The sequence below is a fragment of the Nonomuraea sp. NPDC050790 genome, from assembly GCF_044456745.1.
In the GTDB taxonomy this organism is placed as follows: domain Bacteria; phylum Actinomycetota; class Actinomycetes; order Streptosporangiales; family Streptosporangiaceae; genus Nonomuraea.
On sequence record NZ_JBITGF010000001.1, the window covers coordinates 646,602 to 669,494 of the forward strand.

Sequence of the window (22,893 nt, forward strand, 5' to 3'; positions counted from 1 at the left end):
TCTTTCCCACGAAGCTCCCATCATCGCAATGATGACGGGAACGGAGAAAGAGTCTTGTAAAGAATGTGACATCTGTCTGGTTTGCGCTCGCTTGTCCCGTCCTCGTGGAGGATCTCCTCCGTCGTCGGCAGCGGCGAGTGCTTCCACTTGCGGTAACCCAGGCGCAGATACAGCCGGTACGCCTGCGTGTTGTCCGGATCGACGCCCAGCGCCACCGTCGAGTGGCCGCGTTCGATGAGCTTCTGCTCGGCCACGTAGACCAGCATCGTGCCGAACCCGGTGTCGCGGTACTCGGGCAGCAGGTCGAGGTGCATGAGCAGGGGAGTGCCGGGCAGCCGGCGGCGCAGCCGCTTCTCCTCCGCCTTCTCCAGCCAGATGTAGACGGTGCCCACGGCCCGCTCGCGGTCCCAGGCGATCATCAGGATGCCGTGGCCGCTGTCCTGCCTGGCAAGCGCCCGCACGAAGTAGGGCCGCTGCCCGAAGGACTCCACCAGCGCGGGGATGTCCGCCTCGGTGAGCCGCTCGAACCTGACCAGCCCGCCCTCGGGACGGGGGATGCGCACCGCGTACGGCGCCGCCGTACCGGGCGGGTCGCCGAGCGTGAAGCGGGCAGGACGCCGCTCGTGGTGGTGCACGGCCAGCTCCGGATGCCGCTCCCGCAGCTCGGCGCAGGCCCGCGCGGTCGTCAGCCCGGTCGGCAGCGCGTCGAGGCCGGCCTGCCAGGTCTTCCTGGCCACGGCCCACTCCTCCACGAAGCGGTGGCAGGCGCGGGCCTTGATCAGCTTGAGCTGCTCGCGGGCGGCCAGCAGCGCGGCCCGCGCCGCCGCCCTGCGCTCCCTGAGCAGCAGGTCCTCCACGAACCTGCGCCGCCGGCGCAGCACCTCGCGCCAGTGGTCGAGGTCCGCGGCCTGCCAGGACACGCCCGAGTCGAGCAGCCACATCAGGCCCTCGCCGAGCACGTCGCCGAACTCCTCGCGCCTGGCCCGCTCGGGCGTGCCGTAGGGGTCGTACTCCCGCTGCAGGGCCGCGCCGGTGCTGGCCGTCGGCCGCAGCCCGCCGTCGTCGCCGAGCAGGTCGAACCAGTCCTCGTTGTAGACGGCCGGGTAGTAGGCGGGAGCCCTGGCCGCCGCCACCGCCATCGCGCCCGCCCCGGCGAAGGAGGTCTGGCCGGCGCCGCCGTTGTCGCGGTGGGCGTGGCAGAGCACCGAGTTGTCGGGGAAGCCGCCGAGCGTGAGCGCCACCCGGTCGTAGGAGCCCAGCAGCGCCGCCGCCCTGGACAGGTCGGCCGGGTCGGGCACCACGACGTCGTCGTCGAGGAAGACGACGTTCTCCCAGCCGGCCATGGTGGCCAGCAGCATGCCGACGTTGCGCTTGGCCGCGGTGTCGGCACGGCCGTCGAGCGGGGTGGAGCGCAGGATCTCCGGGCCGTGGACGGGCGAGGGCAGCGGCTTGTGCCGCGACAGGTCCACGGCGACCAGCTCCACGCCCAGCTCGCCCAGCCCGCGCGCGATCCGTGCCGCCGAGGTGTAGCGCCCGCTCGACAACGTGACCAGCGGGCAGTCCAGCCGCTCCGCCACCGCCGCCGCGTCCCGCAGGTACGCCGGCGGCCGCACCGTGGGCACGATGATCGCGTCGACCCGCGCGGTCCCGGCGGGCCGGGGGTCGGTCGCCAGGAGGTGCCGGTGGCAAGCGTGGTGGTGACGGGTCACCCCGCCGCCTCCGGCCACTCGTGGAGCACGTTGCGGGCCAGCCGCCAGTCGGGCGTGAGCACGGCGCCGCCCATGACGAGGACCCGGGTGATCAGGCTGAAGCTCTCCTCGCCCGCGAAGCGGGTGTTGAGGTACTCGCTGTTGGCGTCGGCCAGCGCCGGGTCGGTCAGCGCGCGCACGGCGCCGAGCGTACCGCGCCCGAACATCCCGTTGCACATGGTCAGCGTGCCGCTCTGGTAGAGCGGGTTGGGCCCTCGGTAGAAGTGGGCCACGTCCTCGACCAGGATCTCCCGCCCGTCGGCCCCGGTCTCCAGCGTCGGCGGGTAGTGCTCGTCGCCGACCTCGAAGTAGACCCGGCCCGCCCGCCACTCGGCCACCTGCTTGACCGGCATCTCGGGGTCGGCCAGCACGTCGGCGGTGCGCGGGTTGAAGTCGACCCCGCCCAGCAGCACGACGTGGCCGGCGAAGTCCTCGGTCGGCGAGACCGTGTCGACCCGGCGGGCGCGGACCGTGCTCGCCGGGTTGAGCGCGCGCAGGTGGCCGTGGAGCTCGAAGAGGGCGTCGATGTCGGCGTAGGTGTAGAGCTCCATGTAGTCGGGGTCGTCGGGGTCGACGTACTTCTTGAGGCTCTCGGTGAGGTCGGCGGGCAGGCTGCCGCAGATGATGGTGATCGGCCGGTCGTCGCGGAAGTCCCACGGGTTGGCCGTGGGGCTGGCCGGCTCGTGCAGCGTGTCGTTGCGCAGGCTGACCAGGTCGGCTCGGATGCGCCCGCGCTCGGCGAGCTCCTCGCCGGTCAGCTCGGAGACCGGCAGCAGGCGCAGCTCGCCGTCCTGGATCGAGCGCTGAGTGCAGAACAGGGTGGCGTAGTCGTCGAGGCGCGCCAGCGGCGGCGCCTTCGGCGTCGTGGCCGACTCCCAGGAGCTGATCAGGCCGGAGCTGAGCGGGCGGCCACCTCGGGCCAGGGCCTCGCCCAGCATCGGCTGCGTGATCTTCACCCCCGGCCAGCGCCGGGTGCGGAGCGACTTCAGCCGTTGCGCCAGGACCCGGACGGCGTCGTCCTTCGGCTCCATCAGCAAACACCCTTCATCTGAACTTCAGTCTCCAAGTAAACATCTACTGGCGTCCAGATGCGAGTAGTTCGTTTGGCCAGTTCACTGGCATGCGCGTCATCGTAGGACCAGGAGCCCCGCAGGCGCAGGTTTTTCGCGCGGTCAGCGTGGGAATTCTCTCTTCAGGAGAAGAAGTGAAGATTAGGTAAAGGTTAACCATGAAGCAGACACGCGCACCGCCCGCCCGGCCAGACGCGGGCGCAGCACCCCCTGCGAACACGCAGGCACTCCCGGGTCGCGGCAGACGATCGCCAGGAGTGCCCGCACTCGTAAGGTCCCATCGGCGCCTCGAACACCGGGGAACTCCATGACAACCGTAATCCTCCTCACCACCGCCAGCCCAGAAGGAGTGGCAGCGGCCCGCGGTCTGCTCTCGCTCCTCGCCGTAGCGTCCGTCTGGGCGATGCTCTTCGCCGTCCGCCAGGTGGCGAAGGCCGTCTCCCTCCTCCTGCGCATCGTTCTCGTCCTGATCGCCGCCGTCGCGCTGAGCGCGCTGGCCGTGGCGCTCCTCGCGCAGGTGGCCCTGGCCCTCGGGCCGTGACCGCGCAGATGGGCGCAACCCCGCAGCGCCCATCTCGGGTGGCGGCTACAGCCGCGCCAGCCGCGTATAGGAGTCCAGACGCTCGTCCAGGTCGTAGGTGTTCATCGTGACCAGCACCTCATCGGCCCCCGACCGCTCCACCAGGTCCTCCAGGGCCAGTGCCACCTCTCCCGCGGTGCCGTGGATCTGCCCGGCCCGCGCCTCCTCCAGGTAGCCCCGCTCACGCTCGCTCATCTGCGCGGCGAGGATCTCCGCCGCGGGCGACAGGGGCGGGAACGCGCCACGCGTCCGTGACACCGCCGTCGCCCAGGCCTCCGGCACCTGCAGGTACGCCGCCGCGGCCGCCGTCTCGCCGACCGCCACGTTCGCCGCCACCATCACGTACGGCCGCGCCGCCCACTCACCTGGCCGGAACCCGGCCCGGTAGCGCGCGACCGCCTCCGCCATCCGGGCGCCGTTCCCGATCACCATCGGCAGCCCGTGCGCGGCGGCGATGTCCGCCCCGGCCCCCATCGCCAGCACGAACACCTCCGGCCGCAGCCCCTCCGCCGGAATCGCGTGGACGCCCGGGTAGGTCTGCTGCTTGCCGGTGAAGAAGCCGAGCAGTTCCTCCAGCCGCTCGCCGAAGTCGTCGGCGTCGGCCAGCCCGTGCCCGAGCGCCCTGCGGATGCCGCCGGTGAACCCCACCGAGCGGCCGAGTCCCATGTCGACGCGCCCCGGGTACAGCGACTCCAGCACGCCGAACTGCTCGGCCACCACGAGCGCGCGGTGGTTGGGCAGCATGACGCCGCCGGTGCCGACCCTGATGCGCGAGGTCGCCGCCGACACGGCGGCGGCCAGCACGGTCGGCGCGGATCCGGCCACGCCGGGCACGCTGTGGTGCTCGGAGACCCAGAAGCGGTGGTAGCCCAGCTCCTCGGCCTGCTGGGCGAAGCTAACGGTGTCCCGCAGCGCCCGCGCCGGATCCTGTCCGGCGCGGACGAGCGAGCGGTCGAGGATCGAGTAACGAGTCACCCTTGGTGCAACACCTGACCGCGGGAAAGATTTCCGCCTACCGGTACAGCCCCGCCGACCAGCGCACCGGCCGGTCATGGTGGGCGCCCTTCATGCGCAGCTTGAGCGTGACGGTCGAGGTTCTGCCCTTCGGCAGCGTGTGCAGCGCCATCCCCCACGGGAAGGGGTCCCGCTTCCAGACCGCGCAGGTGCCGCCGGTGCCGGTGTCCTCGCCGTTGACGGCCACCGTGAACGTGAGCCGCCCGGCCAGGTCGCCGGTGCAGATCTTCTCGATGCCGATCTTGCCGCCGTTCGTACGGAAGGTGACGGTGTCCTGCTCCGGCCAGGTCCCCGACTCGGTCCTGCTGAGCTTCATCGTGCCCAGCGCCTTCGGCAGGGGGCGCGGCGCCGCGGGCGACACCGGCTGCGCGGGCGGGATCCACTCGTAGAAGGCCAGCGACCAGACGGCCCGCTCGGGCTTCCGCTCCACGCACCGCCCGCCCGGCTTGTCCTGCCAGCAGGCCGAACCGGGCCGCACGATGTCGATGACGACCTCGGCCTTGCCCGCGCCCTTCGGGACCTCCAGGCCGAGGAGTTGCGTCTCCTTGGTGCAGCCTCCCAGGTCGCCCTGCCTCATCAGGCCGCCCACCGCCACGGTGGGTGTGACGATGTTCCGGGTGGGACCCTCGCACGTGGCGGCCAGGTCCACGGGGTTGCCGGTCAGCGGGAGGGTCAGGGTGATGTTCGTCCTGCCCGGCGTGACCACGGTCGTGGCGGCCAGCCTGCGGTACTGGGTGCCGTCCGGTGAGGTGAAGGTCTCCGGCAGCGGCGCCGGCTTGACGGCCACCGGTGGGGCGGGCCGCTCCGCCGTACCGGGGATGAGGGCCGCGGCGAGCGCGACGGCTGCCGCGATCGCGCCGCCCGCCACCGCGGTCCTGCGCAGCCGCCTGCGGCGGATGCGGGCCTCGATCTGGGTACGGCGGGCCGGGTTGGGCGGCGGCGCGGCCGAACCGTGCTCGCGGAGCACCTCCCGCAGGTCCTGCACGGTCATCGCTGCAACTCCTTCACGATCGATTCGTCCACCCGCAACTTGGCCAGGGCCTTGGCCGTCTGGCTCTTCACCGTGCCCGCCTCGCAGCCGAGCGCCTGCGCCGTCTCGGCGACCGACAGGTCCTCGTAGAAGCGCAGCACGATCACCGCCCGCTGCCTGGCGGGCAGCCGGCCGATCGCCCGCCACAGCGAGTCGTGCTCGTCGACGCCGCCGGTGGCGTCGGGGTGCCCGGTCTCGGGCAGGTCGTGGCTCGGCAGCTCACGCCTCCAGCGCCGCCGCCACCAGGAGGTGTACGTGGTGACGATGACGCGGCGCACGTACGGTTCCGGCTCCTCCACCCTCGGCCAGGCGAACCACGCCTTGGCCAGCGCTTCCTGCAGCAGGTCCTCGGCCAGGGCCCAGTCACTCGTCAGCAGGTAGGCGGTGCGGAGGAGGTGGTCCGAGCGCGCGTTCACGAACTCAGGGAAAATCGATCTGTCTGCCACCAGGTGGGCCTCTCGGTTGTCGCCAGTCGACCGTACTGACGCATCGAAGGACGGGCCCGGTTGCCCTGGGGCAGGATGTCAGCCATGGCGATTCCGGCACGGCTGGCATGGGCGGTGGACGTCCTGGGCGTGCGCCCGGGTGAGCGCTTCCTCGAGATCGGGTGCGGGCGCGGCGTGGCCGCCGAGCTGGTCTGCGACCGGGGCGGGCGGCTGACCGGGCTCGACCGCTCCGAGAGCGCGATCAAGGCGGCCCGGGTGCGCAACCGGCGCCACCTCGACGCGGGGCTCGCCGACTTCCGCCTCGGGGCGCTGGAGGACGGCATCGGCGACGGCGGGTACGACAAGGTGTTCGCCGTGAACGTCAACCTCTTCTGGACCCGGTCTCCCGCCGCGGAGCTCGGCCTCATCCGCGCCGCCCTCACCGGGTCCGGCGCGCTCCACGTCTTCTACGAGCCGCCGGGGCGCGCGGACGAGCTGGCGGCGAAGGTGGGCGGCGCGCTCGCCGAAGGCGGCTTCCACGTCACGACGCTGCGCGAGGGCAACCTGCTGTGCGTCAAGGGCGAGGTCACGGCACCCGCCTGACCTCTCACGGTCACGGCGTCCGCTCGGCCTCTCGCGGTTGAACGCCCGTCTGTGCTCTCGCTCGTGGGCGGTCAGAGGGCTCGTTTGACCGTGAACGGCACCAGTTCGCCGAGCCCGCGGACCGTGAGCCGGTCGACCGGGACCAGGCGGAACGCGCGGTCGCCGGTCAGTTCCTCGGCCATGTCCGGGTCGACCAGGATCGTCCCGGGGTGCGCCAGGGCGGTCAGCCTGCTGGCGAGGTTGACCGTGGTGCCGAACACGTCGCCCATGCGGCCGATCACCGGCCCCACCGCCAGGCCCACGCGCAGCTCCGGCATGCCGCGCACCTTGGCGTGCGTGGTCAGCAGCCGCAGCGCGATCTCCGTCGCGTCGTGCGCCTTGCCCGAGACGAACAGCACCGAGTCGCCCAGCGTCTTGATCACCCGGCCGCCGGTCGAGGTGACCACGTCGGCCGACCTGCCCTCGAACTCGTCCACCAGCGCGGCCAGCTCGATCTCGGAGATCTGCCTGCTCAGCCTGGTGAACCCGACCAGGTCGGCGAAGCCGACGGCCAGCCGTACCGCGGTCTTCTCCTGCTCGGCCATCCGGCCGGCCGCGGCGGCGAGCTGCCGCCGCCACGCGTAGACCAGCAGCTTCTCCAGATCGGGCACCACCCGCCTGGCCCGGCGCGTCCACGCCCGCGGCCGGTCGGCGAGCGGCACGCCCGCCTGGTCGAGCGCCTCGGCGCCCAGCTCGGCCTGCGACTCGGCCAGCCGCGCGGTCGCCCGGCCCAGCGAACGGGCCATGAGCAGCACGTGGCCCTCGTCGTACAGGCCCCTGCTCACCATGCCGAGCAGCGTGCGCAGGGCCTCGACGTCGGAGTCGGTGAACTCCACCGCGTCGTCGGCGACGTTGGCGAAGCCGAGCGCGCGCCAGAACCTGCGCGCGCGGTAGACCGGCACCCCGGCCATCTCGGCGACCTGGTGGCTGGTGTACCGACGGTGCTCGCGGAGGAACGCCTCCGTCAGCCCGTCCTCGCTCGTCACGGCTGCAACCTAACACCCGCCCCAGACCTCCCGTCGATTGAGGAACGAACCTTTCCGTAATAGCTCGTAACGTGGCTCGCATGGAAACGAACATCCGCCCGTTCCGCATCGACGTCCCGCAGTCCGACCTGGACGATCTGCGCTCCCGCCTGACGAACACCCGGTGGCCAGCCCGGCTGCCCGGGGCCGAGTGGAGCAGGGGTGTGCCGGTGGCCTACCTCAGGGATTTGGTGGCGTACTGGACGGACGGCTACGACTGGCGGGCCCACGAGGCGAGGCTGAACAGCTTCCCGCAGTACACCACCGAGATCGACGGGCAGACGGTGCACTTCTTCCACGTGCGCTCGTCCGCTCCGGACGCGCTGCCGCTGATCATCACCCATAGCTGGCCGAACTCGGTCGCCGAGTTCATGAACGTCCTCGGGCCGCTGTCGGAGAGGTTCCACGTGGTCGCGCCGTCGCTGCCCGGGTTCGGGTTCTCGCCGTTCCCCGAGCCCGCCGACGAGCGGCCCTGGAGCGTCGAGCGCGTGGCCCGTACGTGGGCGGAGCTGATGAGCAGGCTCGGCTACGAGCGTTACGGCGCGCACGGCAACGACGCCGGGGCGCTGGTCTCCCCGCAGCTCGCGGCGATCGCGCCCGAGCACGTGGTGGGCGTGCACATCACCGGCGGGGTCGGCATGCCCACGGGCGACCCGGCCGAGCTCGACGGCCTGTCGCCCGAGGACAGGGCGATGATCGAGCACGTGGCGGGCATGCTGTCCGGCACCGGAGGCAGCGGCTACGCCCCCTACCTCGCCGCCCGGCCCCAGACGCTCAGCTACGGCTGGGCCGACTCGCCGGTCGCCCAGCTCGCGTACCTGGTGGAGCGGTTCAAGGAGTTCGACGGCTGGCCGGAAGGGTCCGCGCCCGCCGAGCCCATCGACCGCGACCTGCTGCTGACCAACGCGAGCCTGTACTGGCTGACCGGAACGGGCGGATCGTCGTCCTGGACCTATTACGAGGGGGCGGCGGGCATGCCCATCGACCAGAACGTGGTGCCGACGGGCGTCTCCCACGGCGGACCGGAGGCGTTCCGCCGGATCGCCGAGCGGGGCAACGACATCGCCCACTGGGCCGACAACGACCACCCGAGCCACATGCTCGCGATGGCCGCCCCTGACCCCCTGGTGACCGACATCCAGAAGTTCTTCACCAACCTCGGCCAGGGGCGGACCGCCACCCGGTAGCACGCCCCTCCGTGGTCTCGCGCGATGGCGCCCCGCCTGTGCTGCGGGGCGAGGCCGGTCGAGGTGGTGCGCCCGTGCCACCGCGGCTCGGGTGAGCGGCGCGTGTCGATCACCGCTCTGGCCAAGGGGTGGCGCCCTGGGCAAGGCGGCGCGCCGCCGAGACCGCGGCACGCCTGGAACCCGACGTCCTGGTCGGGGTCAGTCGAGGAGGGCGCGGAGGGCGGCCTGTTCGGGGGTGGGGACGTAGCCCACGTAGTAGTCGTACATGGTCTGGCGGGACAGGCGGGCGGCGAGGGGGCCGTCGCCCGCTCGTACCGCCGCCAATACCTCCTCGTGGTGGCGGATGCTCTGCCGCATCAGCCCGTCCTGGTCCGGCGCGGCGGCGATCTTCTCGGCGACCAGGTTGAGGACGATGGAGCGCACCACGTCGGTGCAGATCTGGATCAGCTTGTTGCCGCTGGCCCTGGCCACCGCGTCGTGGAAGGCGACGTCCGCCGCGCTGAACGCGTCGTACCCGGTCTCGGCCGCGGCGCGCATCGCGGTGATCGCCGCGTCCATCTCCGCGAGTTGCCCCTCGGTACGCAGCCGCGCCGCCAGCAGGTTGGCCGCCGAGTCGAGCGTCATGCGGAAGCCGACCAGCTCGCCCAGCGACAACTGGTCCACCCGCGCCAGCGTCGTCATCGACTTGTGCAGCGCGGCCGGCGTGAACGGCAGCACCTCGGCCCCGTTCGGGTCGCCCGGCCGGGATCGGACCAGTCCGCGGGCCTGCAGCACGCGCAGCGCCTCGCGCACGGTCGAGCGGCTGACGGAGAACTGCGCCATCAGCTCCCGCTCGCTGGGCAGCCGCCCGCCGGGGGCGAGCGCGCCGCTCTCGACGGCCTCCTCGATCTGCTCGACGATGCGCTCGTACGCGCGGACGGTGCGCACCGGTTCAAACCGCGGTCCGTCCATGGAAGAGCCCCCTTGACCCGAGCAGTTGAGGACTGGCAGTGTGCGTAGCCTACTGGTCCGACCAGTGCACTAGCCAGGAGGCTGTTGAACATGAGGCGAATCGGGACCATGATCGCCGCCGGCGGTCTCCTGCTGGCCACGGCGTGCGGCGGTGGCGGGGGCGGCGGCGCGCAGCCGGGCGGGGCGTCGAAGGCGGAGTCGCTGTCGGTCGGGTTCGTGGCCGAGCCGGCCAACCTCGACTTCACCGCGACCGAGGGCGCCGCGATCCCGCAGGCCCTGCTGGTCAACGTCTACGAGGGCCTGGTCAAGCTGGACCAGGAGGGCAAGATCGTCCCGCTCCTGGCGGAGAAGTGGGAGATCTCCGAGGACCGCAAGACCTACACCTTCACCCTGCGCAAGGGTGTCACGTTCACCAGCGGCGCCCCCTTCACCGCCGACGACGTCGTCTTCTCGCTCGACCGCGTGAAGTCGGACTGGAAGCTGAAGATCAAGGCCCAGCTCGACGTCATCGACAAGGTCGAGAAGCAGGGCGACACCACCGCCGTCGTCACGCTCAAGCAGCCGAGCAACGGCTTCCTGTACGCGATGGCCACCCGCCTCGGCGCCATGTTCAGCAGGACCGGCGTCGCCGACCTGGCCAACAAGCCCGTCGGCACCGGCCCCTACCAGCTCGGCGGCTGGAAGCGCGGCGACTCCATCCAGCTCACCGCCAACGGCAAGTACTGGGGCACGAAGCCCGCCATCGCCGGCGTCACGCTGAAGTACTTCAAGGACGCCACGGCCATGAACAACGCCCTGCTGACCGGCGGCATCGACGTCATCTCCAGCGTCCAGGCCCCCGAGTCGCTGGAGCAGTTCTCCGACCCCAACCGCTTCCAGACGGTCGAGGGCACCACCAACGGGGAGGTGGTGCTCTCCCTCAACAACGGCCGCCCGCCGTTCAACGACAAGAAGGTACGGCAGGCCGTACGCCACGCCATCGACCACAAGGCGCTCCTGGACACCGCCTGGGCGGGACGGGGCGAGCTCATCGGCAGCATGGTCCCGCCCACGGACCCGTGGTACGAGGACCGCACCGGTGACTACCCCCACGACGTGAACAAGGCCAAGCAGTTGCTCGGCGGCAAGACGTACAACGTCAAGATGCGCATCCCGAACCTGCCCTACGCCGTGGCCGGCGCCCAGGTGGTCAAGTCGCAGCTCGCGCAGGTGGGCATCACCGCCGACATCGAGCCGCTGGAGTTCCCCGCCCGCTGGCTGGACGTGGTGTTCAAGCAGGGGGACTACGACCTGTCCATCATCAACCACGTCGAACCCCGCGACATAGGCATATTTGCGGATAAGTCGTACTACTTCCGTTACGACAACCCCGAGTTCGGCAAGCTCCTCGCCGACGCCGACAAAGGCACCGAGCAGGAGCAGACCGACAAGCTCCGGCAGGCGGCCAAGCTGCTGTCCGACGACGCCGCCGCCGACTGGCTCTTCCTCTTCCCGAACCTCATCGTCGCGAAGAAGGACGTCACCGGCCTGCCGAAGAACGCCATCGCCGAGTCCTTCGACTTCACCGGACTCGCCAAGCAGTGATCGTCTACCTGGTCAAGCGGCTGGCGGTGCTCCTGGCGAGCACCGCCGTCGCCGGTGTGGCCGTCTTCGCCTTCATGGCGTTGCTGCCCGGCGACCCGGCGGAGATCGCGCTCGGCGTGAACGCGACCCCGGAGGCCGTCGCCGAGCTGCGCAGGCAGTACGGCACCGACCGCCCGCCCGTCACCCAGTTCCTCGACTGGTTCGGCGGCCTGGTCACCGGCGACTTCGGCACCTCCTACGTGACCAGTTCGCCCATTGGCCCGCAGATCGGCGAACGGCTGGCGGTCACCGCGGTGCTCGTGACCGGCGGCATGGTCATCGCGCTGCTGGTGGCGATCCCGGCCGGCGCCTTCGCCGCCGTCCACCACCGCAACCCGCTCGGTGCCGCGATCAGCGCCGTCAGCCAGGTCGGCATCGCCATCCCGGCGTTCCTGGCCGGCATCCTGCTCGTGTTCGTCTTCGCGGTGCAGGCACAGGCCCTGCCCTCGGGCGGCTACGTGCCGCCGGCGGAGGACCCGGCCCAGTGGCTGCTGAGCCTGCTGCTGCCATGGCTGTCGCTCGGCCTGGTGCAGGGCGCCGTCCTGACCCGCTACGTCCGCTCGGCGGTGCTCGACGTCATGCGCGAGGACTACCTGCGCACCGCCCGCGCCAAGGGCCGCGGCCGGATGGGCGCCCTGTGGCGGCACGGCCTGCGCAACGCCGCCATCCCCGTCGTCACCGTGCTCGGACTCCAGTTGGCGACGCTGCTCATCGGCGCCGTGGTCGTCGAGCGCGTCTTCGTGATCCCCGGCCTCGGCGACCTGCTCCTGAACGGCGTCGCCGGCCGCGACCTGCTGCTCGTGCAGGGCGTGGTCATGGTCCTCGTGGTCGCGGTGCTGCTGGTCAACTTCGTCGTCGACGTGGCCTACGCCGCGCTCGACCCCCGGCTGCGAGGTGCGCGATGAGGGGCAGGATGAACGCCGGGCTCGTCGCCGGCGGCGCGCTGGTCGCCCTCGTGGTGGTGGCCGCGCTCGCCTCGTTCGTCTGGACGCCGCACGACCCGACCCTGGTCGACGCGGCCAGGAAGCTCCAGGAACCCGGCGGCGGCTACCCGCTCGGCGCCGACAAGTTCGGCCGCGACACCTTCAGCCAGCTCATGGTCGGCGCCCGCACCACCCTTTACGTCGGCATCGTGGCCGTCGGCATCGCCGCGCTGATCGGCACCCCGCTCGGCCTGGTCGCCGGGATGACCCCGCACGGCTGGCTGTCGGAGCTGGTCATGCGGGTCAACGACCTCGTCTTCGCCTTCCCCGCGCTGTTGCTCGCGGTCATGCTCGGCGCCGTCTACGGGGCCGGCACGCTCACCGCGATGATCGCCATCGGCGTGGCCACCGTGCCCGCCTTCGCCCGCGTCGCCCGCGCGGCGACCATGCAGGTCATGGTCACCGACTACATCCTGGCGGCGCGCGCGGCCGGGCGCGGCGGGCTGGCGATCGCCGGGCGGCACGTGCTGCCGAACATCGCCTCCATGCTCATCGTGCAGGCGTCGGTGTCGTTCGCCATCGCGATCCTGGCCGAGGCGGCGCTGTCCTTCCTCGGGTTCGGCACCCGCCCGCCGACCCCGTCGTGGGGGCGCATGCTGCAGGAGTCGCAGGAACTCCTCTTCTCCACGCCCCGCCTGGCCCTGTGGCCCGGCCTGGCGATCGCGCTGGCCGTCCTCGGCTTCAACCTCCTCGGCGACGGCCTGCGCGACTACCTCGACCCCAAGCTGAGGAGGGTCAGGGAGCGAACCCGACGCAGCGAGCGGAGTGGAGGCCCGACGAAGGAGGGACTCCGCGGAGTGAGTGAGGAGCGGTGAGCGACCCAGTGACACTGCTCAGGGTTGACGGGCTCTCCGTCCGGGCCGGGGACCTCGAACTCGTGCGCGAGGTCTCGTTCGGCATCGCGCCGGGCGAACGCGTCGGGCTCATCGGCGAGTCGGGCTCGGGCAAGTCGCTCACCGCGCTGTCGCTCATGGGACTGCTCCCCGAGGGCGTCACCGCCTCCGGCCAGGCCGTCCTGGGGGAGCACCGGCTGCTCGGCGTGCCCGAGAAGCGGCTCAAGGGGCTGCGTGGCCGTACCGTGTCGATGGTCTTCCAGGAGCCGATGACCGCGCTCAACCCGCTCATGAGGGTCGGCGCGCAGGTGGCGGAGGTGATGACGCTGCACGGCCGCGACCGCGCGGCCGCCCGCGCCCGCACGCTCGACCTCCTGGACCGGGTACGGCTCCCGCACCCCGCCCAGATCGCCCGCGCCTACCCCCACCAGCTCTCCGGCGGCCAGCGCCAGCGCGTCATGCTGGCCATCGCCCTCGCCAACGAGCCCGATCTGCTCATCTGCGACGAGCCGACCACCGCCCTGGACGTGACGGTCCAGAAGCAGATGCTGGAGCTGATCGCCGAGGTGGCGCCCGCGCTGCTGTTCATCACCCACGACCTGGCGGTGGTGGCGGCGATGTGCGAGCGCGTCCTGGTCATGTACGGCGGGCGCGTCGTCGAGTCCGGCCCGATGCGCGAGGTCTTCACCCGCCCCCGTCACCGCTACACCGAGGGCCTGCTGGCCGCCTCCCGCCTGACCCCGCGCGGCACCCGGCTGCCCACGATCAAGGGCAGCGTGCCGCCGGCCGGAGCGTTCCCCGACGGCTGCGTCTTCCGCAACCGCTGCCCCTTCGCCAGCCCCCAGTGCGAGACAGAACCGGCGTTGACAGGAGAGGCCCATGGCTATGCCTGCTGGCACCCCGGTGATTGAGGCCCGCGACCTCACCCGCGTCTACCGCCGCCCGCGGACCTCGCTCACCAGGCCCGGCGCGGCCGTGCACGCGCTGAAGGGCGTCTCGCTCAGCGTGGCCCGCGGCGAGCGCTACGGGATCGTCGGCGAGTCGGGATCCGGCAAGTCGACGCTGCTGCGGCTGCTGTGCGGGCTCGACCGGCCGACCAGCGGCTCGATCAGGTTCGCCGGGCAGGAGATCGTGGGCCGCCGCGACCTGCGCTTCCTGCGCAACGACCTGCAGATCGTCTTCCAGGACCCGATGAGCTCGCTCGACCCGCGCATGCGGGTGCGCGACATCGTCGCCGAGCCGCTGGTCGCGCAGGGCCTGCCGGTCGGCACCCGCGTCGCGGAGCTGCTGGAGGAGGTCGGGCTGCCCGCCTCGGCCGCCGAGCGTTACCCGCACCAGTTCTCCGGCGGCCAGCGCCAGCGCATCGCCATCGCCCGCGCGCTCGCGCCCGCCCCGAAGGTGCTGGTGGCCGACGAGGCGGTCAGCGCCCTCGACGTCTCGGTCCGCGGCCAGATCCTCAACCTGCTCGCCGACCTCGTCGACGCCCACGGCCTCACGCTGGTCTTCGTCTCCCACGACCTGTCCGTGGTCCGGCACGTCTGCGAGAGCGTCGCGGTCATGAGCGAGGGGGAGATCGTGGAGAGCGGGGCCGTGGACGAGGTCTGGGCCGAACCCCGGCACCCCTACACGCGCACGTTGCTGCGGGCCGTACCCACTTTGGAGGGACTTCTGTGATCGAGATCGACGCCGCGGGCGTGGTGGAGTTCACCCAGGCGCTGGTCCGCGTGCCCAGCACCAACGACCCGGCGCGCGGGCGCAACGAGCTGCCCGCCGCCGAACTCGTCGCGCAGAAGATGCGCTCGTGGGGCTGGGAGCCGCTGATCTCCGAGGCGGCGCCCGGCCGTCCCAACGTGGTCGCGGTGGTCGAGGGCGGCCTGCCCGGGCCCACGCTGATGTTCGAGGGCCACACGGACGTGGTGACCGAGGGCGACCTGTCGGAGTGGACCGTCGACCCGTTCGGCGGGGAGATCCGCGACGGCCGGCTGTGGGGGCGCGGCAGCGCCGACATGAAGTCCGGCCTGGCCGCCACCCTCTACGCGGTACGCGCGCTGCAACTGGCTGGACCGTTCCCTGGCCGGGTCAAGGTGTGCGCGCTGGCCGACGAGGAGGGGCTGATGCTCGGCGCCCACCACTTCGTGGACTCGGGGCTGGCCGCCGACGTGGACGGGGCGATCGTGGCCGAGCCCGAGGCGGGCGAGATCTGCGCCGTGGCCAAGGGCGCGCTGCGCCTGCGGGCCGACTTCACCGGCAAGATGGCGCACGGCGCGATGCCGCAGCACGGCCGCAACCCGATCCCGGCCGCCGGCGCGCTCATCGTCGCGCTCGGCGCCTACCAGGAGGAACTGCAGAAGCGCTTCCCCGGGCACGAGCACCTGGGCGAGGTGTACGTCACGCCCACCGTGGCCCGCGCGGGCACCGAGGAGCAGGTCAACGTCATCCCGGTGGCCGCCTCGGTCTTCGTGGACGTCCGCACCCTGCCCGGCATGTCGCACGCCGAGATCACCGCCCGGGTCGGCGAGCTGGCCGCGTTCACCGGGATCGCCGCGCAGGTCTCCGTCCTGGTGGACCGGCCCGCCGTCGAGGTCCCCGCCGACGACCCGGTCGTGGCCGCGCTGGCCGCGGCCCACCGCGCCGTCACCGGGCGGGAGCCGGTCTACGGCGGCGTGCCCGGCTCCACCGACGGCACCGTCCTGACCCACTGGGGCGGCGTCCCCTCCGTCGTGTACGGCCCCGGCGGCAAGTGGATCGCCCACCAGGCCGACGAGTACGTCGAGGTGGCGGAGATCGTCCAGTGCGCCCGCGTGTTCGCCGAGGCCGCCCGCCGCTTCCTCACCCGGGAGCACGCGTGAGGGCGGGCCGGCTCAACGCGCTCACCGACGTGCCGGGCATCCGGGTCGGGCACGCGCAGCGGGTCGGCGGCGGCTACCGCACCGGGACCACCGTGATCCTGCCGCCCGGCGAGGGCGCGGTGGCCGGAGTGGACGTACGCGGCGCGGCTCCCGGCACCCGCGAGACCGAGCTGCTCGACCCGCGCAACCTGGTCGAGCGGGTCCACGCCGTCGTCCTGACCGGCGGCAGCGCGTACGGCCTCAGCGCCGCCTGCGGCGTCATGGACCGCCTGGCCGACGCGGGCACCGGCTTCCCGGTGGAGGGCGGCGTCGTGCCGATCGTCCCCTCCGCCGTCATCTACGACCTGGGCAGGGGCGGCAGCTTCCGCGCCACCCCCGCCGCCGAGCTGGGCGCCGCCGCCTACGACGCGGCCTCGGCGCGGGAGGCGCGCAGCGGCTCCATCGGCGCGGGCACCGGCGCGGTGGCCGGCGGCCTGGCCGGAGGCGTGGGCACCGCCAGCGCCGTCCTCGCCTCCGGCGTCACCGTGGCCGCCCTGGCCGTGGTGAACGCCGCGGGATCGGTCCTCGACCCGGCCGGCGGCCTGCTGGCCGGCGCCCGCTACGGGCTGCCCGGCGAGTTCGGCCGGCTCGGGCCGCCGTCCGCGCGGGAGGCCGACGCCTGGCGGCCGGAGAAGGTCACCAGCTTCAACACCACCATCGGCGTCGTGGCCACCGACACCGCGCTGTCGAAGGCGCAGTGCGGCAAGCTCGCCGGGGTGGCCCACGACGGGCTGGCCCGCGCGATCCGCCCGGCCCACACCATGGTCGACGGCGACACCATCTTCGGCCTGTCCACCGCCACCGGCCCGGGGCCGTCGAGCGAGGAGCTGCAGGACGTGCTGGCCGCGGGGGCCGACGTCTTCAGCCGCGCCGTGGCCCACGCCGTGCTGGCCGCCGCCGGCCGTCCGGAGGCCCCGGCCTACCTCGACGTCTTTCCCAGCGCCCGACTCCCGCAGGAGGAACTTCCGTGAACTGGCCGAGCGGACTGCCGGTGGGGGAGGGCTGGGCGCCCGTCCGGGACACCACCGAGATCGTCTTCCCCTACGACGGCAGCGTGGTGGCCGCCGCGCCGCTGGGCACCCCCGAGCTGGCCGCGCGCGCGGTGGAGGAGGCGCTGGCCGTGGCGCCCGTCATGGCGCGGGTGCCCTCGCACGCCCGCCGTACCGCGCTGACGGGGGCGCACGACGCGCTGGTGGCGCGGCGCGCGGAGTTCGAGCGGCTGCTCGTCCTGGAGACCGGCAAGCCGCTGGTCGACTGCCGGGTCGAGGTGGCGCGGACGATCGTCACGCTGGCCACCGCGGCCGAGGAGGTCGCCAGGCTGCACGGCGAGACCGTCCCGCTGGACCTGCTGCCCTCCGGCGAGGGGCTGACGGGCTTCTGGACCCGGCGGCCGATCGGCGTCGTCGTCGGCATCACCGGCTTCAACTATCCGCTGCTGCTGGCCGCGCACAAGATCGCACCGGCGGTCGCGGCGGGCTGCCCGGTGATCGTCAAACCGGCGCCGGCCACGCCGCTGGCCACGCTCTGGCTCGTCCACCTGCTGCGGGAGACCGGCGCGCTGCCTCCGGCCGCCGTCCAGCTCGTCACGGGTGACGTCGAGGTCGGCCGTACGCTCGTCGAGGACCGCAGGATCGGCGCGGTCTCCTTCACCGGCTCGGCCTCGGCCGGGCACGCCATCGCCCGCAACGCCGCCCCGACCAAGGTCGTGCTCGAACTCGGCTCCAACGCCGCCCTGGTGGTCGCCGCCGACGCCGATTTGGCGGCCGCGGCCGACGCGGTGGTGCGCGGCGGCTACTACGCCTCCGGGCAGGCGTGCATCTCCGTGCAGCGCGTGCTCGTCGAGAAGGCGGTCGAGGAACAATTCCTGCCGCTGCTCGCCGCGCGCATGAAGAGCGTGGTCACGGGCGATCCCCGCGAGCCGGAGACCCGCGTGGCGCCGCTCGTCGACGAGCGGTCGACGGCGCGCGTGCTGGAGTGGGTGGCGGCCGCCGTGGACGCGGGCGCCCGGGTGGTGACCGGCGGGCGGCGCGAGGGCAGGGAGATCGTCCCGACGCTGCTGGCCGGCGTCCCGGACGGCGTGGCCGCCTGGGAGGAGGAGATCTTCGGGCCGGTCGTGTGCGTACGCGCCGTCGCGGACCTGGACGCCGCCTTCGCCACCGTCAACCGATCCCGGTACGGCCTGCACGCCTCCGTCTTCACCACCTCCCTGGCCACGGCGTTCGCCGCGATCGACCGCATCGAGGCGGGCGGCGTCGTGGTCAACGAGGTGCCCGGGTTCCGGGCCGACAACATGCCCTACGGCGGCGTCAAGGACTCCGGCATCGGCCGGGAGGGCCCGCGCTTCGCGATCGAGGAGTTCACCGTCACCAGGATGGCGATCATCCGCCCCTGAGACGTGCGGGCCGGGTCCCGGCCCGCACGGTTTTCCTCAGCCGTGGGAGTCGGCGGGACCGCCGCGCGACAGCGTGGTGAAGCAGGAGGGCCCGTTGGGTCCGTCGAACCTGACGGAGTTGAAGAAGTCGCGGAAGGTGATGAAGAAGTTCCCCTTGTCCCGGGGGCTGGTGACCGCGGAGCAGCCGCCGTAGTCGGCTTCGGAGTAGAGGTGGATCCACGAGTCGGTGCGATTCCAGTCGGACTTGCCCCTGCTGCCCATGCCGAGGGCGGCGAGGTTGGGGGTGTCGCCCTGGATCTCGATGATGTCGCCGGTGCCGTCGAGGCCGGAGAACATGCAGTAGTAGCCGTCGCGGCAGCGGTCATAGCCGTCGGCCGCCTGGGCGGGGGTGCTGGTCAGGGCGGCCATGGCCACGGCCGCGATCGGGAGCGCCAACAAGTGAAACTTCTTGCCCACTGTCCCTCCACTTCTGAAATTTTCTTGCACCTTACCGGCTGCGATCTTGCTTGTGGAAGGTCCGGTAAGGATTTCCTGTCCTGGCCGAACGTGGTTACCTGGTGCACTGGTCGGACCAGTCACTAGAGTGCTGAACATGACGAGCTACGAGGGGTTGTTCCGCCTGGACGGGCGGCGGGCGGTCGTGATCGGCGCCGGCAGCGGCATCGGCCGGGAGTCGGCGCTGGCCCTGGCCGCCCAGGGCGCCGAGGTGGTCTGCGCGGACCGTGACCTGGACGCCGCCACGGAGACGGCCGGGCGGTGCGGCGCGAGCGCGTACCGGGTGGACGTCCTCGACGCCGGGGCCGTGCGCGAGCTGGCCGCGCAGGCGCCCGCCGACGTGCTCGTCTTCACCGCCGCCACCAACGTGCGCAAGCGCCTGCTCGACTACTCCGGCGAGGAGTTCTCCCGCGTGGTGGACCTCAACCTGCGCGCCTCCTTCGAGATCGTGCGGGCCTTCGGCGCGGGCATGGTGGAGCGCGGGCGCGGCTCGATCATCGGCTTCGCCTCCATCCGCGCCGCGGTGACCGAGCCGGGCCAGGGTGTGTATTCGGCGACGAAGGCCGGGCTCGTCCAGCTCCTGCGCACCGCGGCGGCCGAGTTCGGGCCCTCGGGGGTTCGGGTCAACGCGGTCGCGCCCGGCGTGGTCGAGACCCCGCTGACCCGCCAGATCAAGGACAATCCCGACTGGTACGCCGCCTACGCCGCCAAGTCCGCCCTGGGCCGGTGGGCCCGCCCGGAGGAGATGGCCGGCGCCGTCGTCTACCTGGCCGGTGACGCCGCCAGCTTCGTCACCGGCTCCGTCCTGTACGTGGACGGCGGCTGGACCGCCGTGGACGGCCGCTTCGACCCGCCCAACTGACCTGCTCAGGCCGGTTCCAGCCGGGCCTGGAGTGGCCGGCCGTGGACGGTTTCGAACTCGACCACCGTGCGCGTGCCCGCCGGGCGTACGCGGCAGGGCTGCTCGCCCGAGGCGCGCCAGCGGCCCGACAGGGTCACCCGCAGCAGGTGCGGATGGCTCGGGTCGTCCAGCCATCTGCGCGACCACGGGCTGTAGTGGCCGACGTAGCGGCCCCGCTCGTACTGGTCGGGGTCGATGCCGCCGTACAGCCGCAGGTCGGGGTCGCAGACGGCGAGGACGAGGGCGCCGCCCGCCTCCCTGCGGGTCAGCAGCATCGACGGCGTGTCCACCGCGCGCACCAGGCCCTCCCCGGCGGAAAGGCGCTCGAACAGGGCGTACCCGGTGATGCCGCTCGCGCGGTCGGTCACGATGTGGGCGGCCTCGTCGGCCCGGTGCACCGTGTACGGCGCGCGCCCCGGCTCGGCCATCTCGGCGGCGAAGGCGGCCATGCGGCCGGCCGTGGTGTCGACGACCATCGCGTACTCGTACCGGCCGCCCGTGGGCGCTGTGCCGTGCCTGATCCAGGCGGTGGAGAAGTCCCCGGTGGTCGGCGCCTCGGTGGCGTTGTGCCGGGAGGACTGCGTGGTGCGGGTGAGCGCGACCCGCTGGCCGGGGGCGAGGTAGTAGCCGACGGCCTTGTCGTCGAGCAGCCAGCGCGGTGACAGCTCCCGGGCGTCGTGGCCCCAGGGCACCTCGGCCCCGTCCATGAGCAGGGCGCCGCCGGTGCGCGTGGTCTGGAACAGCGTGGTCTCGGTCTCGTCGCGGGTCTCGTCGTTGCCGATGCCGGTCCCGATCGCCACGATCCGGTCGTCGAACAGGAAGACGGACTTCCTGGCCCGGTGCGAGCCCTCGTACTTCGGATGCTCGCGCAGGTCCATCGCGAACATCCCGTTGCGGTCGTCGATGCTGTGCGCCCCGGCGAAGCGGGCGTCGGTGAGCAGCATCTCCTCGATCGCGCCGGTCAGGTCGCCCTTCAGGTCGTCCCAGGAGCGGTGGATCGTCGTGGTGCCGGGGCGGCGGTTCCAGTCGTAGCCGTTGTGCGCGTAGCCGCTGTCGAGGTTGGTGCCCCTGTTCACCACCTGGATCTGGCCGTAGGTGTTGTAGCGGCCGTACCAGTTCGCGCCGACGTAGATCTCGGTGCTCCACAGGTAGCGGTTGTGGCCGCGTACCGTCACCTGCCACTCCGCGCGGCGGTGCACGGCCAGCGCGGCGTAGTTGAGCGCCCACGTTCCCGTGGGCGCCGCCTCGGGCCTGACGCCGCGCGCGGCCAGCCGCTCGGCGATCGCCTTCTGCTGCGGCGTCGGTACGGCCGGCAACAGCCGCAGGAACGCGGCGCCGATCTCGTCGTCCACCTGGGCCAGCCACTGGAAGGGCACCACCGACAGCGCGGTCAGCCCGCTGGGGTTGCGGCCGCTGCAGGAGATGGGCCACTGGGTCCTGCCCGCGTAGACCCGCTGGGCCAGCAGGGCCTTCCTGAGCCAGCCGTAGGAGCGCGCCGACAGGCCGAAGCTGCCGCCGTGCAGCAGGTAGACGACGGGCGCCAGGCCCGCGAAGCCGTCGCGGACGTAGTCGGGGAAGAAGCCGACGTGGTGGAAGGCGGTGCCGTCGACCTTGATGCCGTCCTGGATGCCGTCGGTGGGCAGGAGGGTGGCGTCGAGCCAGTCGCGCAGGGCGCGCAGGTAGGCGACCTGCTCGGCGTCGCCGTCGCGCAGCAGGATCGTGGCGAGCATGCCGCGCACGGTCGTGTTGTAGAGGTCCATCATGCTGCCGCGGGCCATGCGGAAGCCGAACCCGCGAAACATCCGGCCGAGCCCGGTCAGCCAGTCGAGGTCGGCCCGGATCTCCTCCAGCAGCCCCGCCTCGCGAAGGGCCGCGCGCATGAGGTAGACGGAGTCGTAGTAGCCGCGCACGTCGAAGCCGAGGTGGTGGATGGTGCCCTGGCAACTGCCCAGCGTCCAGCCCTGCTCGCGCAGGTGGCGCAGCAGCCGCACGTACAGGGCGGCCAGCGCGGGACGGTCGGGCGGGCTCGCGTGGTGGGCCAGGGCGACGGCGCGCAGCAGGTCGGTGACGGCGCGCAGGGTCGCCGGGTTGACGAACGCCTTCAGCTCGGCGGCGATCTCGGCCGGGTAGATCTGCGCCTGGTAGGCGTGGACGGGTCGGCCGAGCAGGGACTCGGCCTGGGCGGTCAGTCCGGGCACGTCGACCGTGACCGGGGCGCTCAGGTACTCGGCGAGGTAGCGCTCGCGCAGGGTGTGGAGGTCGGTGATCTCGGCCGCCGAGGGCGGCGACATGTCCGGCTTTTTCGTCTTAAGCAGGTGGTCGAAGCGATAGAGCGCCTGCCAGTGCTGGTTGTCGTACTCGTCACCTTCGGGGGCGATGTCCGGCAACTGGTGGTCGCGGCACGGCGCGTCAGGGCGCAGCGGCACGTTGAGCATGAGCTGGTCCAGGTGCAGCACCCCGCCGCGCCGGGGCGCGATGATCCGCAGCGTGTCCATGTCCGGGTGCGGGCGCCCGCGCATGTCGTAGGCGTAGCGCACCCAGGCGGTACGCCACCCGGTGAACCCGAGCCGGAACTCGAACCACACGTCGGTACGCGCCCCGCGCCCGAACTCGAAGCGCACCACGTCGTCGGCCGGTTCGGTGTTGTGGATCCAGACGCAGAAGGCGTCCACGAGGCCCTGCCAGGCCTGGTCGTCGCCGAGCCGGTAGGGGTCGGGCCGCCAGCGCAGCGGAGCCCGGACCGTGATCACGTCGCGGCTGCCGTGCTCCCAGCGCAGGGAACGCGTGCCGCAGACCGCCACCTCGCCCGACAGGCCGAGCCCGGCGCCGGACACCTGGGGCGGCACCGCCGACTCCAGCAGGAACACCGGCGGGTCCATGGCCAGGGCGCGCTGCTCCAGGTCCTGGAGCCCGGCGGTGGCGGCCTGGGCGGAGGCGGGGAGATGGGGGAGGTGGGGGACCAGCAAGGCGCTTGCCGCACCGGCCGCGATGGCGGATCGGCGGGTGATCTCGGGTGCCATGCGCGTATCCAATGCGAAAATTTTCTTCACGTAAAGGCCCAGCGGCGGCACATTCTGCCGCGTGATGGCCGGGTAGTTGGGACCCC

21 protein-coding genes are annotated in these 22,893 nt (G+C 72.4%); 12 read left to right on the forward strand and 9 right to left on the reverse strand.

What is annotated here, in order from left to right; genetic code table 11:
* Positions 1 to 20: 20 nt before the first annotated feature.
* Both ACIBEJ_RS03070 and ACIBEJ_RS03075 read right to left on the reverse strand, forming a co-directional pair.
* Positions 21 to 1,709, reverse strand: coding sequence for a GNAT family N-acetyltransferase (locus tag ACIBEJ_RS03070; RefSeq protein WP_397180899.1), 1,689 nt, complete (start codon positions 1,707 to 1,709; stop codon positions 21 to 23).
* Positions 1,706 to 2,779, reverse strand: coding sequence for a hypothetical protein (locus ACIBEJ_RS03075; protein WP_397180900.1), 1,074 nt, complete (start codon positions 2,777 to 2,779; stop codon positions 1,706 to 1,708). The genes ACIBEJ_RS03070 and ACIBEJ_RS03075 overlap by 4 nt, the downstream gene beginning before the upstream one ends.
* A 346-nt stretch (positions 2,780 to 3,125) precedes the next feature.
* Between ACIBEJ_RS03075 and ACIBEJ_RS03080 the strand changes: the two genes are divergently transcribed.
* On the forward strand, positions 3,126 to 3,359 hold the full coding sequence (locus ACIBEJ_RS03080; protein WP_397180901.1) for a hypothetical protein: 234 nt from the start codon (positions 3,126 to 3,128) through the stop codon (positions 3,357 to 3,359).
* A 45-nt stretch (positions 3,360 to 3,404) separates the two neighbouring features.
* On the opposite strand, the gene ACIBEJ_RS03085 is transcribed toward ACIBEJ_RS03080, so the two are convergent.
* The 3 genes from ACIBEJ_RS03085 to ACIBEJ_RS03095 are packed head-to-tail and all read right to left on the reverse strand — an operon-like array spanning position 3,405 to position 5,888.
* Complete coding sequence (locus tag ACIBEJ_RS03085) at positions 3,405 to 4,373, reverse strand: LLM class flavin-dependent oxidoreductase (RefSeq protein ID WP_397180902.1); 969 nt, start codon at positions 4,371 to 4,373, stop codon at positions 3,405 to 3,407.
* Positions 4,374 to 4,410: 37 nt separating this feature from the next.
* Positions 4,411 to 5,403 carry a hypothetical protein gene (locus ACIBEJ_RS03090; RefSeq protein WP_397180903.1) on the reverse strand — a complete coding sequence of 331 codons (993 nt, stop codon included), beginning with the start codon at positions 5,401 to 5,403 and terminating at the stop codon, positions 4,411 to 4,413.
* Positions 5,400 to 5,888: a SigE family RNA polymerase sigma factor gene (locus ACIBEJ_RS03095; protein ID WP_397180904.1), complete on the reverse strand. Its 489-nt coding sequence runs from the start codon at positions 5,886 to 5,888 to the stop codon at positions 5,400 to 5,402. The genes ACIBEJ_RS03090 and ACIBEJ_RS03095 overlap by 4 nt, the downstream gene beginning before the upstream one ends.
* An 84-nt stretch (positions 5,889 to 5,972) precedes the next feature.
* Between ACIBEJ_RS03095 and ACIBEJ_RS03100 the strand changes: the two genes are divergently transcribed.
* Entirely contained in the window at positions 5,973 to 6,470 is a 498-nt protein-coding gene (locus tag ACIBEJ_RS03100) for an SAM-dependent methyltransferase (protein WP_397180905.1), read from the forward strand.
* A gap of 71 nt (positions 6,471 to 6,541) precedes the next feature.
* Here the strand turns inward: ACIBEJ_RS03100 and ACIBEJ_RS03105 are convergent, their stop codons facing one another.
* Positions 6,542 to 7,495, reverse strand: a complete 954-nt coding sequence (locus ACIBEJ_RS03105) for an adenylate/guanylate cyclase domain-containing protein (protein WP_397180906.1) — start codon at positions 7,493 to 7,495, stop codon at positions 6,542 to 6,544.
* 80 nt (positions 7,496 to 7,575) lie between these two features.
* Here ACIBEJ_RS03105 and ACIBEJ_RS03110 point away from each other — a divergent pair, with 80 nt between their 5' ends.
* Positions 7,576 to 8,721, forward strand: coding sequence for an epoxide hydrolase family protein (locus ACIBEJ_RS03110; RefSeq protein ID WP_397180907.1), 1,146 nt, complete (start codon positions 7,576 to 7,578; stop codon positions 8,719 to 8,721).
* 198 nt (positions 8,722 to 8,919) lie between these two features.
* Here the strand turns inward: ACIBEJ_RS03110 and ACIBEJ_RS03115 are convergent, their stop codons facing one another.
* Complete coding sequence (locus tag ACIBEJ_RS03115; protein WP_397180908.1) at positions 8,920 to 9,672, reverse strand: FadR/GntR family transcriptional regulator; 753 nt, start codon at positions 9,670 to 9,672, stop codon at positions 8,920 to 8,922.
* A gap of 90 nt (positions 9,673 to 9,762) precedes the next feature.
* Between ACIBEJ_RS03115 and ACIBEJ_RS03120 the strand changes: the two genes are divergently transcribed.
* From ACIBEJ_RS03120 to ACIBEJ_RS03155, 8 genes are read left to right on the forward strand one after another with little or no spacing between them, the layout of a single operon-like run.
* Positions 9,763 to 11,256, forward strand: a complete 1,494-nt coding sequence (locus tag ACIBEJ_RS03120) for an ABC transporter substrate-binding protein (RefSeq protein ID WP_397180909.1) — start codon at positions 9,763 to 9,765, stop codon at positions 11,254 to 11,256.
* A complete protein-coding gene (locus ACIBEJ_RS03125; RefSeq protein ID WP_397180910.1) occupies positions 11,253 to 12,200 on the forward strand; it encodes an ABC transporter permease in 948 nt (315 codons plus the stop codon). Before ACIBEJ_RS03120 ends, ACIBEJ_RS03125 begins: the two co-directional genes overlap by 4 nt.
* Positions 12,197 to 13,093, forward strand: coding sequence for an ABC transporter permease (locus ACIBEJ_RS03130; protein ID WP_397180911.1), 897 nt, complete (start codon positions 12,197 to 12,199; stop codon positions 13,091 to 13,093). The genes ACIBEJ_RS03125 and ACIBEJ_RS03130 overlap by 4 nt, the downstream gene beginning before the upstream one ends.
* Positions 13,090 to 14,022 carry an ABC transporter ATP-binding protein gene (locus ACIBEJ_RS03135; protein ID WP_397180912.1) on the forward strand — a complete coding sequence of 311 codons (933 nt, stop codon included), beginning with the start codon at positions 13,090 to 13,092 and terminating at the stop codon, positions 14,020 to 14,022. Before ACIBEJ_RS03130 ends, ACIBEJ_RS03135 begins: the two co-directional genes overlap by 4 nt.
* Entirely contained in the window at positions 13,991 to 14,785 is a 795-nt protein-coding gene (locus ACIBEJ_RS03140; protein ID WP_397180913.1) for an ATP-binding cassette domain-containing protein, read from the forward strand. Before ACIBEJ_RS03135 ends, ACIBEJ_RS03140 begins: the two co-directional genes overlap by 32 nt.
* A complete protein-coding gene (locus tag ACIBEJ_RS03145) occupies positions 14,782 to 15,960 on the forward strand; it encodes a M20 family metallopeptidase (RefSeq protein ID WP_397180914.1) in 1,179 nt (392 codons plus the stop codon). The genes ACIBEJ_RS03140 and ACIBEJ_RS03145 overlap by 4 nt, the downstream gene beginning before the upstream one ends.
* On the forward strand, positions 15,957 to 16,970 hold the full coding sequence (locus ACIBEJ_RS03150) for a P1 family peptidase (protein WP_397180915.1): 1,014 nt from the start codon (positions 15,957 to 15,959) through the stop codon (positions 16,968 to 16,970). The genes ACIBEJ_RS03145 and ACIBEJ_RS03150 overlap by 4 nt, the downstream gene beginning before the upstream one ends.
* A complete protein-coding gene (locus tag ACIBEJ_RS03155; RefSeq protein WP_397180916.1) occupies positions 16,967 to 18,391 on the forward strand; it encodes an aldehyde dehydrogenase family protein in 1,425 nt (474 codons plus the stop codon). The genes ACIBEJ_RS03150 and ACIBEJ_RS03155 overlap by 4 nt, the downstream gene beginning before the upstream one ends.
* Before the next feature lie 36 nt (positions 18,392 to 18,427).
* Here ACIBEJ_RS03155 and ACIBEJ_RS03160 read toward each other — a convergent pair whose 3' ends face one another.
* Complete coding sequence (locus ACIBEJ_RS03160) at positions 18,428 to 18,829, reverse strand: peptidase inhibitor family I36 protein (RefSeq protein WP_397180917.1); 402 nt, start codon at positions 18,827 to 18,829, stop codon at positions 18,428 to 18,430.
* 154 nt (positions 18,830 to 18,983) lie between these two features.
* Here ACIBEJ_RS03160 and ACIBEJ_RS03165 point away from each other — a divergent pair, with 154 nt between their 5' ends.
* Positions 18,984 to 19,748 (forward strand): SDR family NAD(P)-dependent oxidoreductase, encoded by a 765-nt coding sequence (locus ACIBEJ_RS03165; protein ID WP_397180918.1) that lies wholly within the window; start codon positions 18,984 to 18,986, stop codon positions 19,746 to 19,748.
* 5 nt (positions 19,749 to 19,753) lie between these two features.
* On the opposite strand, the gene ACIBEJ_RS03170 is transcribed toward ACIBEJ_RS03165, so the two are convergent.
* A complete protein-coding gene (locus ACIBEJ_RS03170; RefSeq protein ID WP_397180919.1) occupies positions 19,754 to 22,807 on the reverse strand; it encodes a chondroitinase family polysaccharide lyase in 3,054 nt (1,017 codons plus the stop codon).
* Between the last annotated feature and the right edge of the window lie 86 nt (positions 22,808 to 22,893).

What these genes read in the sequence shown, in the direction of transcription:
- ACIBEJ_RS03120 (WP_397180909.1), top strand. Translation starts at nt 9,763, where the DNA reads ATGAGGCGAATCGGGACCATGATCGCCGCCGGCGGTCTCCTGCTGGCC.
- ACIBEJ_RS03115 (WP_397180908.1), bottom strand. Translation starts at nt 9,672, where the DNA reads ATGGACGGACCGCGGTTTGAACCGGTGCGCACCGTCCGCGCGTACGAG.
- ACIBEJ_RS03075 (WP_397180900.1), bottom strand. Translation starts at nt 2,779, where the DNA reads ATGGAGCCGAAGGACGACGCCGTCCGGGTCCTGGCGCAACGGCTGAAG.
- ACIBEJ_RS03110 (WP_397180907.1), top strand. Translation starts at nt 7,576, where the DNA reads ATGGAAACGAACATCCGCCCGTTCCGCATCGACGTCCCGCAGTCCGAC.
- ACIBEJ_RS03130 (WP_397180911.1), top strand. Translation starts at nt 12,197, where the DNA reads ATGAGGGGCAGGATGAACGCCGGGCTCGTCGCCGGCGGCGCGCTGGTC.
- ACIBEJ_RS03140 (WP_397180913.1), top strand. Translation starts at nt 13,991, where the DNA reads ATGGCTATGCCTGCTGGCACCCCGGTGATTGAGGCCCGCGACCTCACC.
- ACIBEJ_RS03080 (WP_397180901.1), top strand. Translation starts at nt 3,126, where the DNA reads ATGACAACCGTAATCCTCCTCACCACCGCCAGCCCAGAAGGAGTGGCA.
- ACIBEJ_RS03100 (WP_397180905.1), top strand. Translation starts at nt 5,973, where the DNA reads ATGGCGATTCCGGCACGGCTGGCATGGGCGGTGGACGTCCTGGGCGTG.
- ACIBEJ_RS03165 (WP_397180918.1), top strand. Translation starts at nt 18,984, where the DNA reads ATGACGAGCTACGAGGGGTTGTTCCGCCTGGACGGGCGGCGGGCGGTC.
- ACIBEJ_RS03090 (WP_397180903.1), bottom strand. Translation starts at nt 5,403, where the DNA reads ATGACCGTGCAGGACCTGCGGGAGGTGCTCCGCGAGCACGGTTCGGCC.
- ACIBEJ_RS03170 (WP_397180919.1), bottom strand. Translation starts at nt 22,807, where the DNA reads ATGGCACCCGAGATCACCCGCCGATCCGCCATCGCGGCCGGTGCGGCA.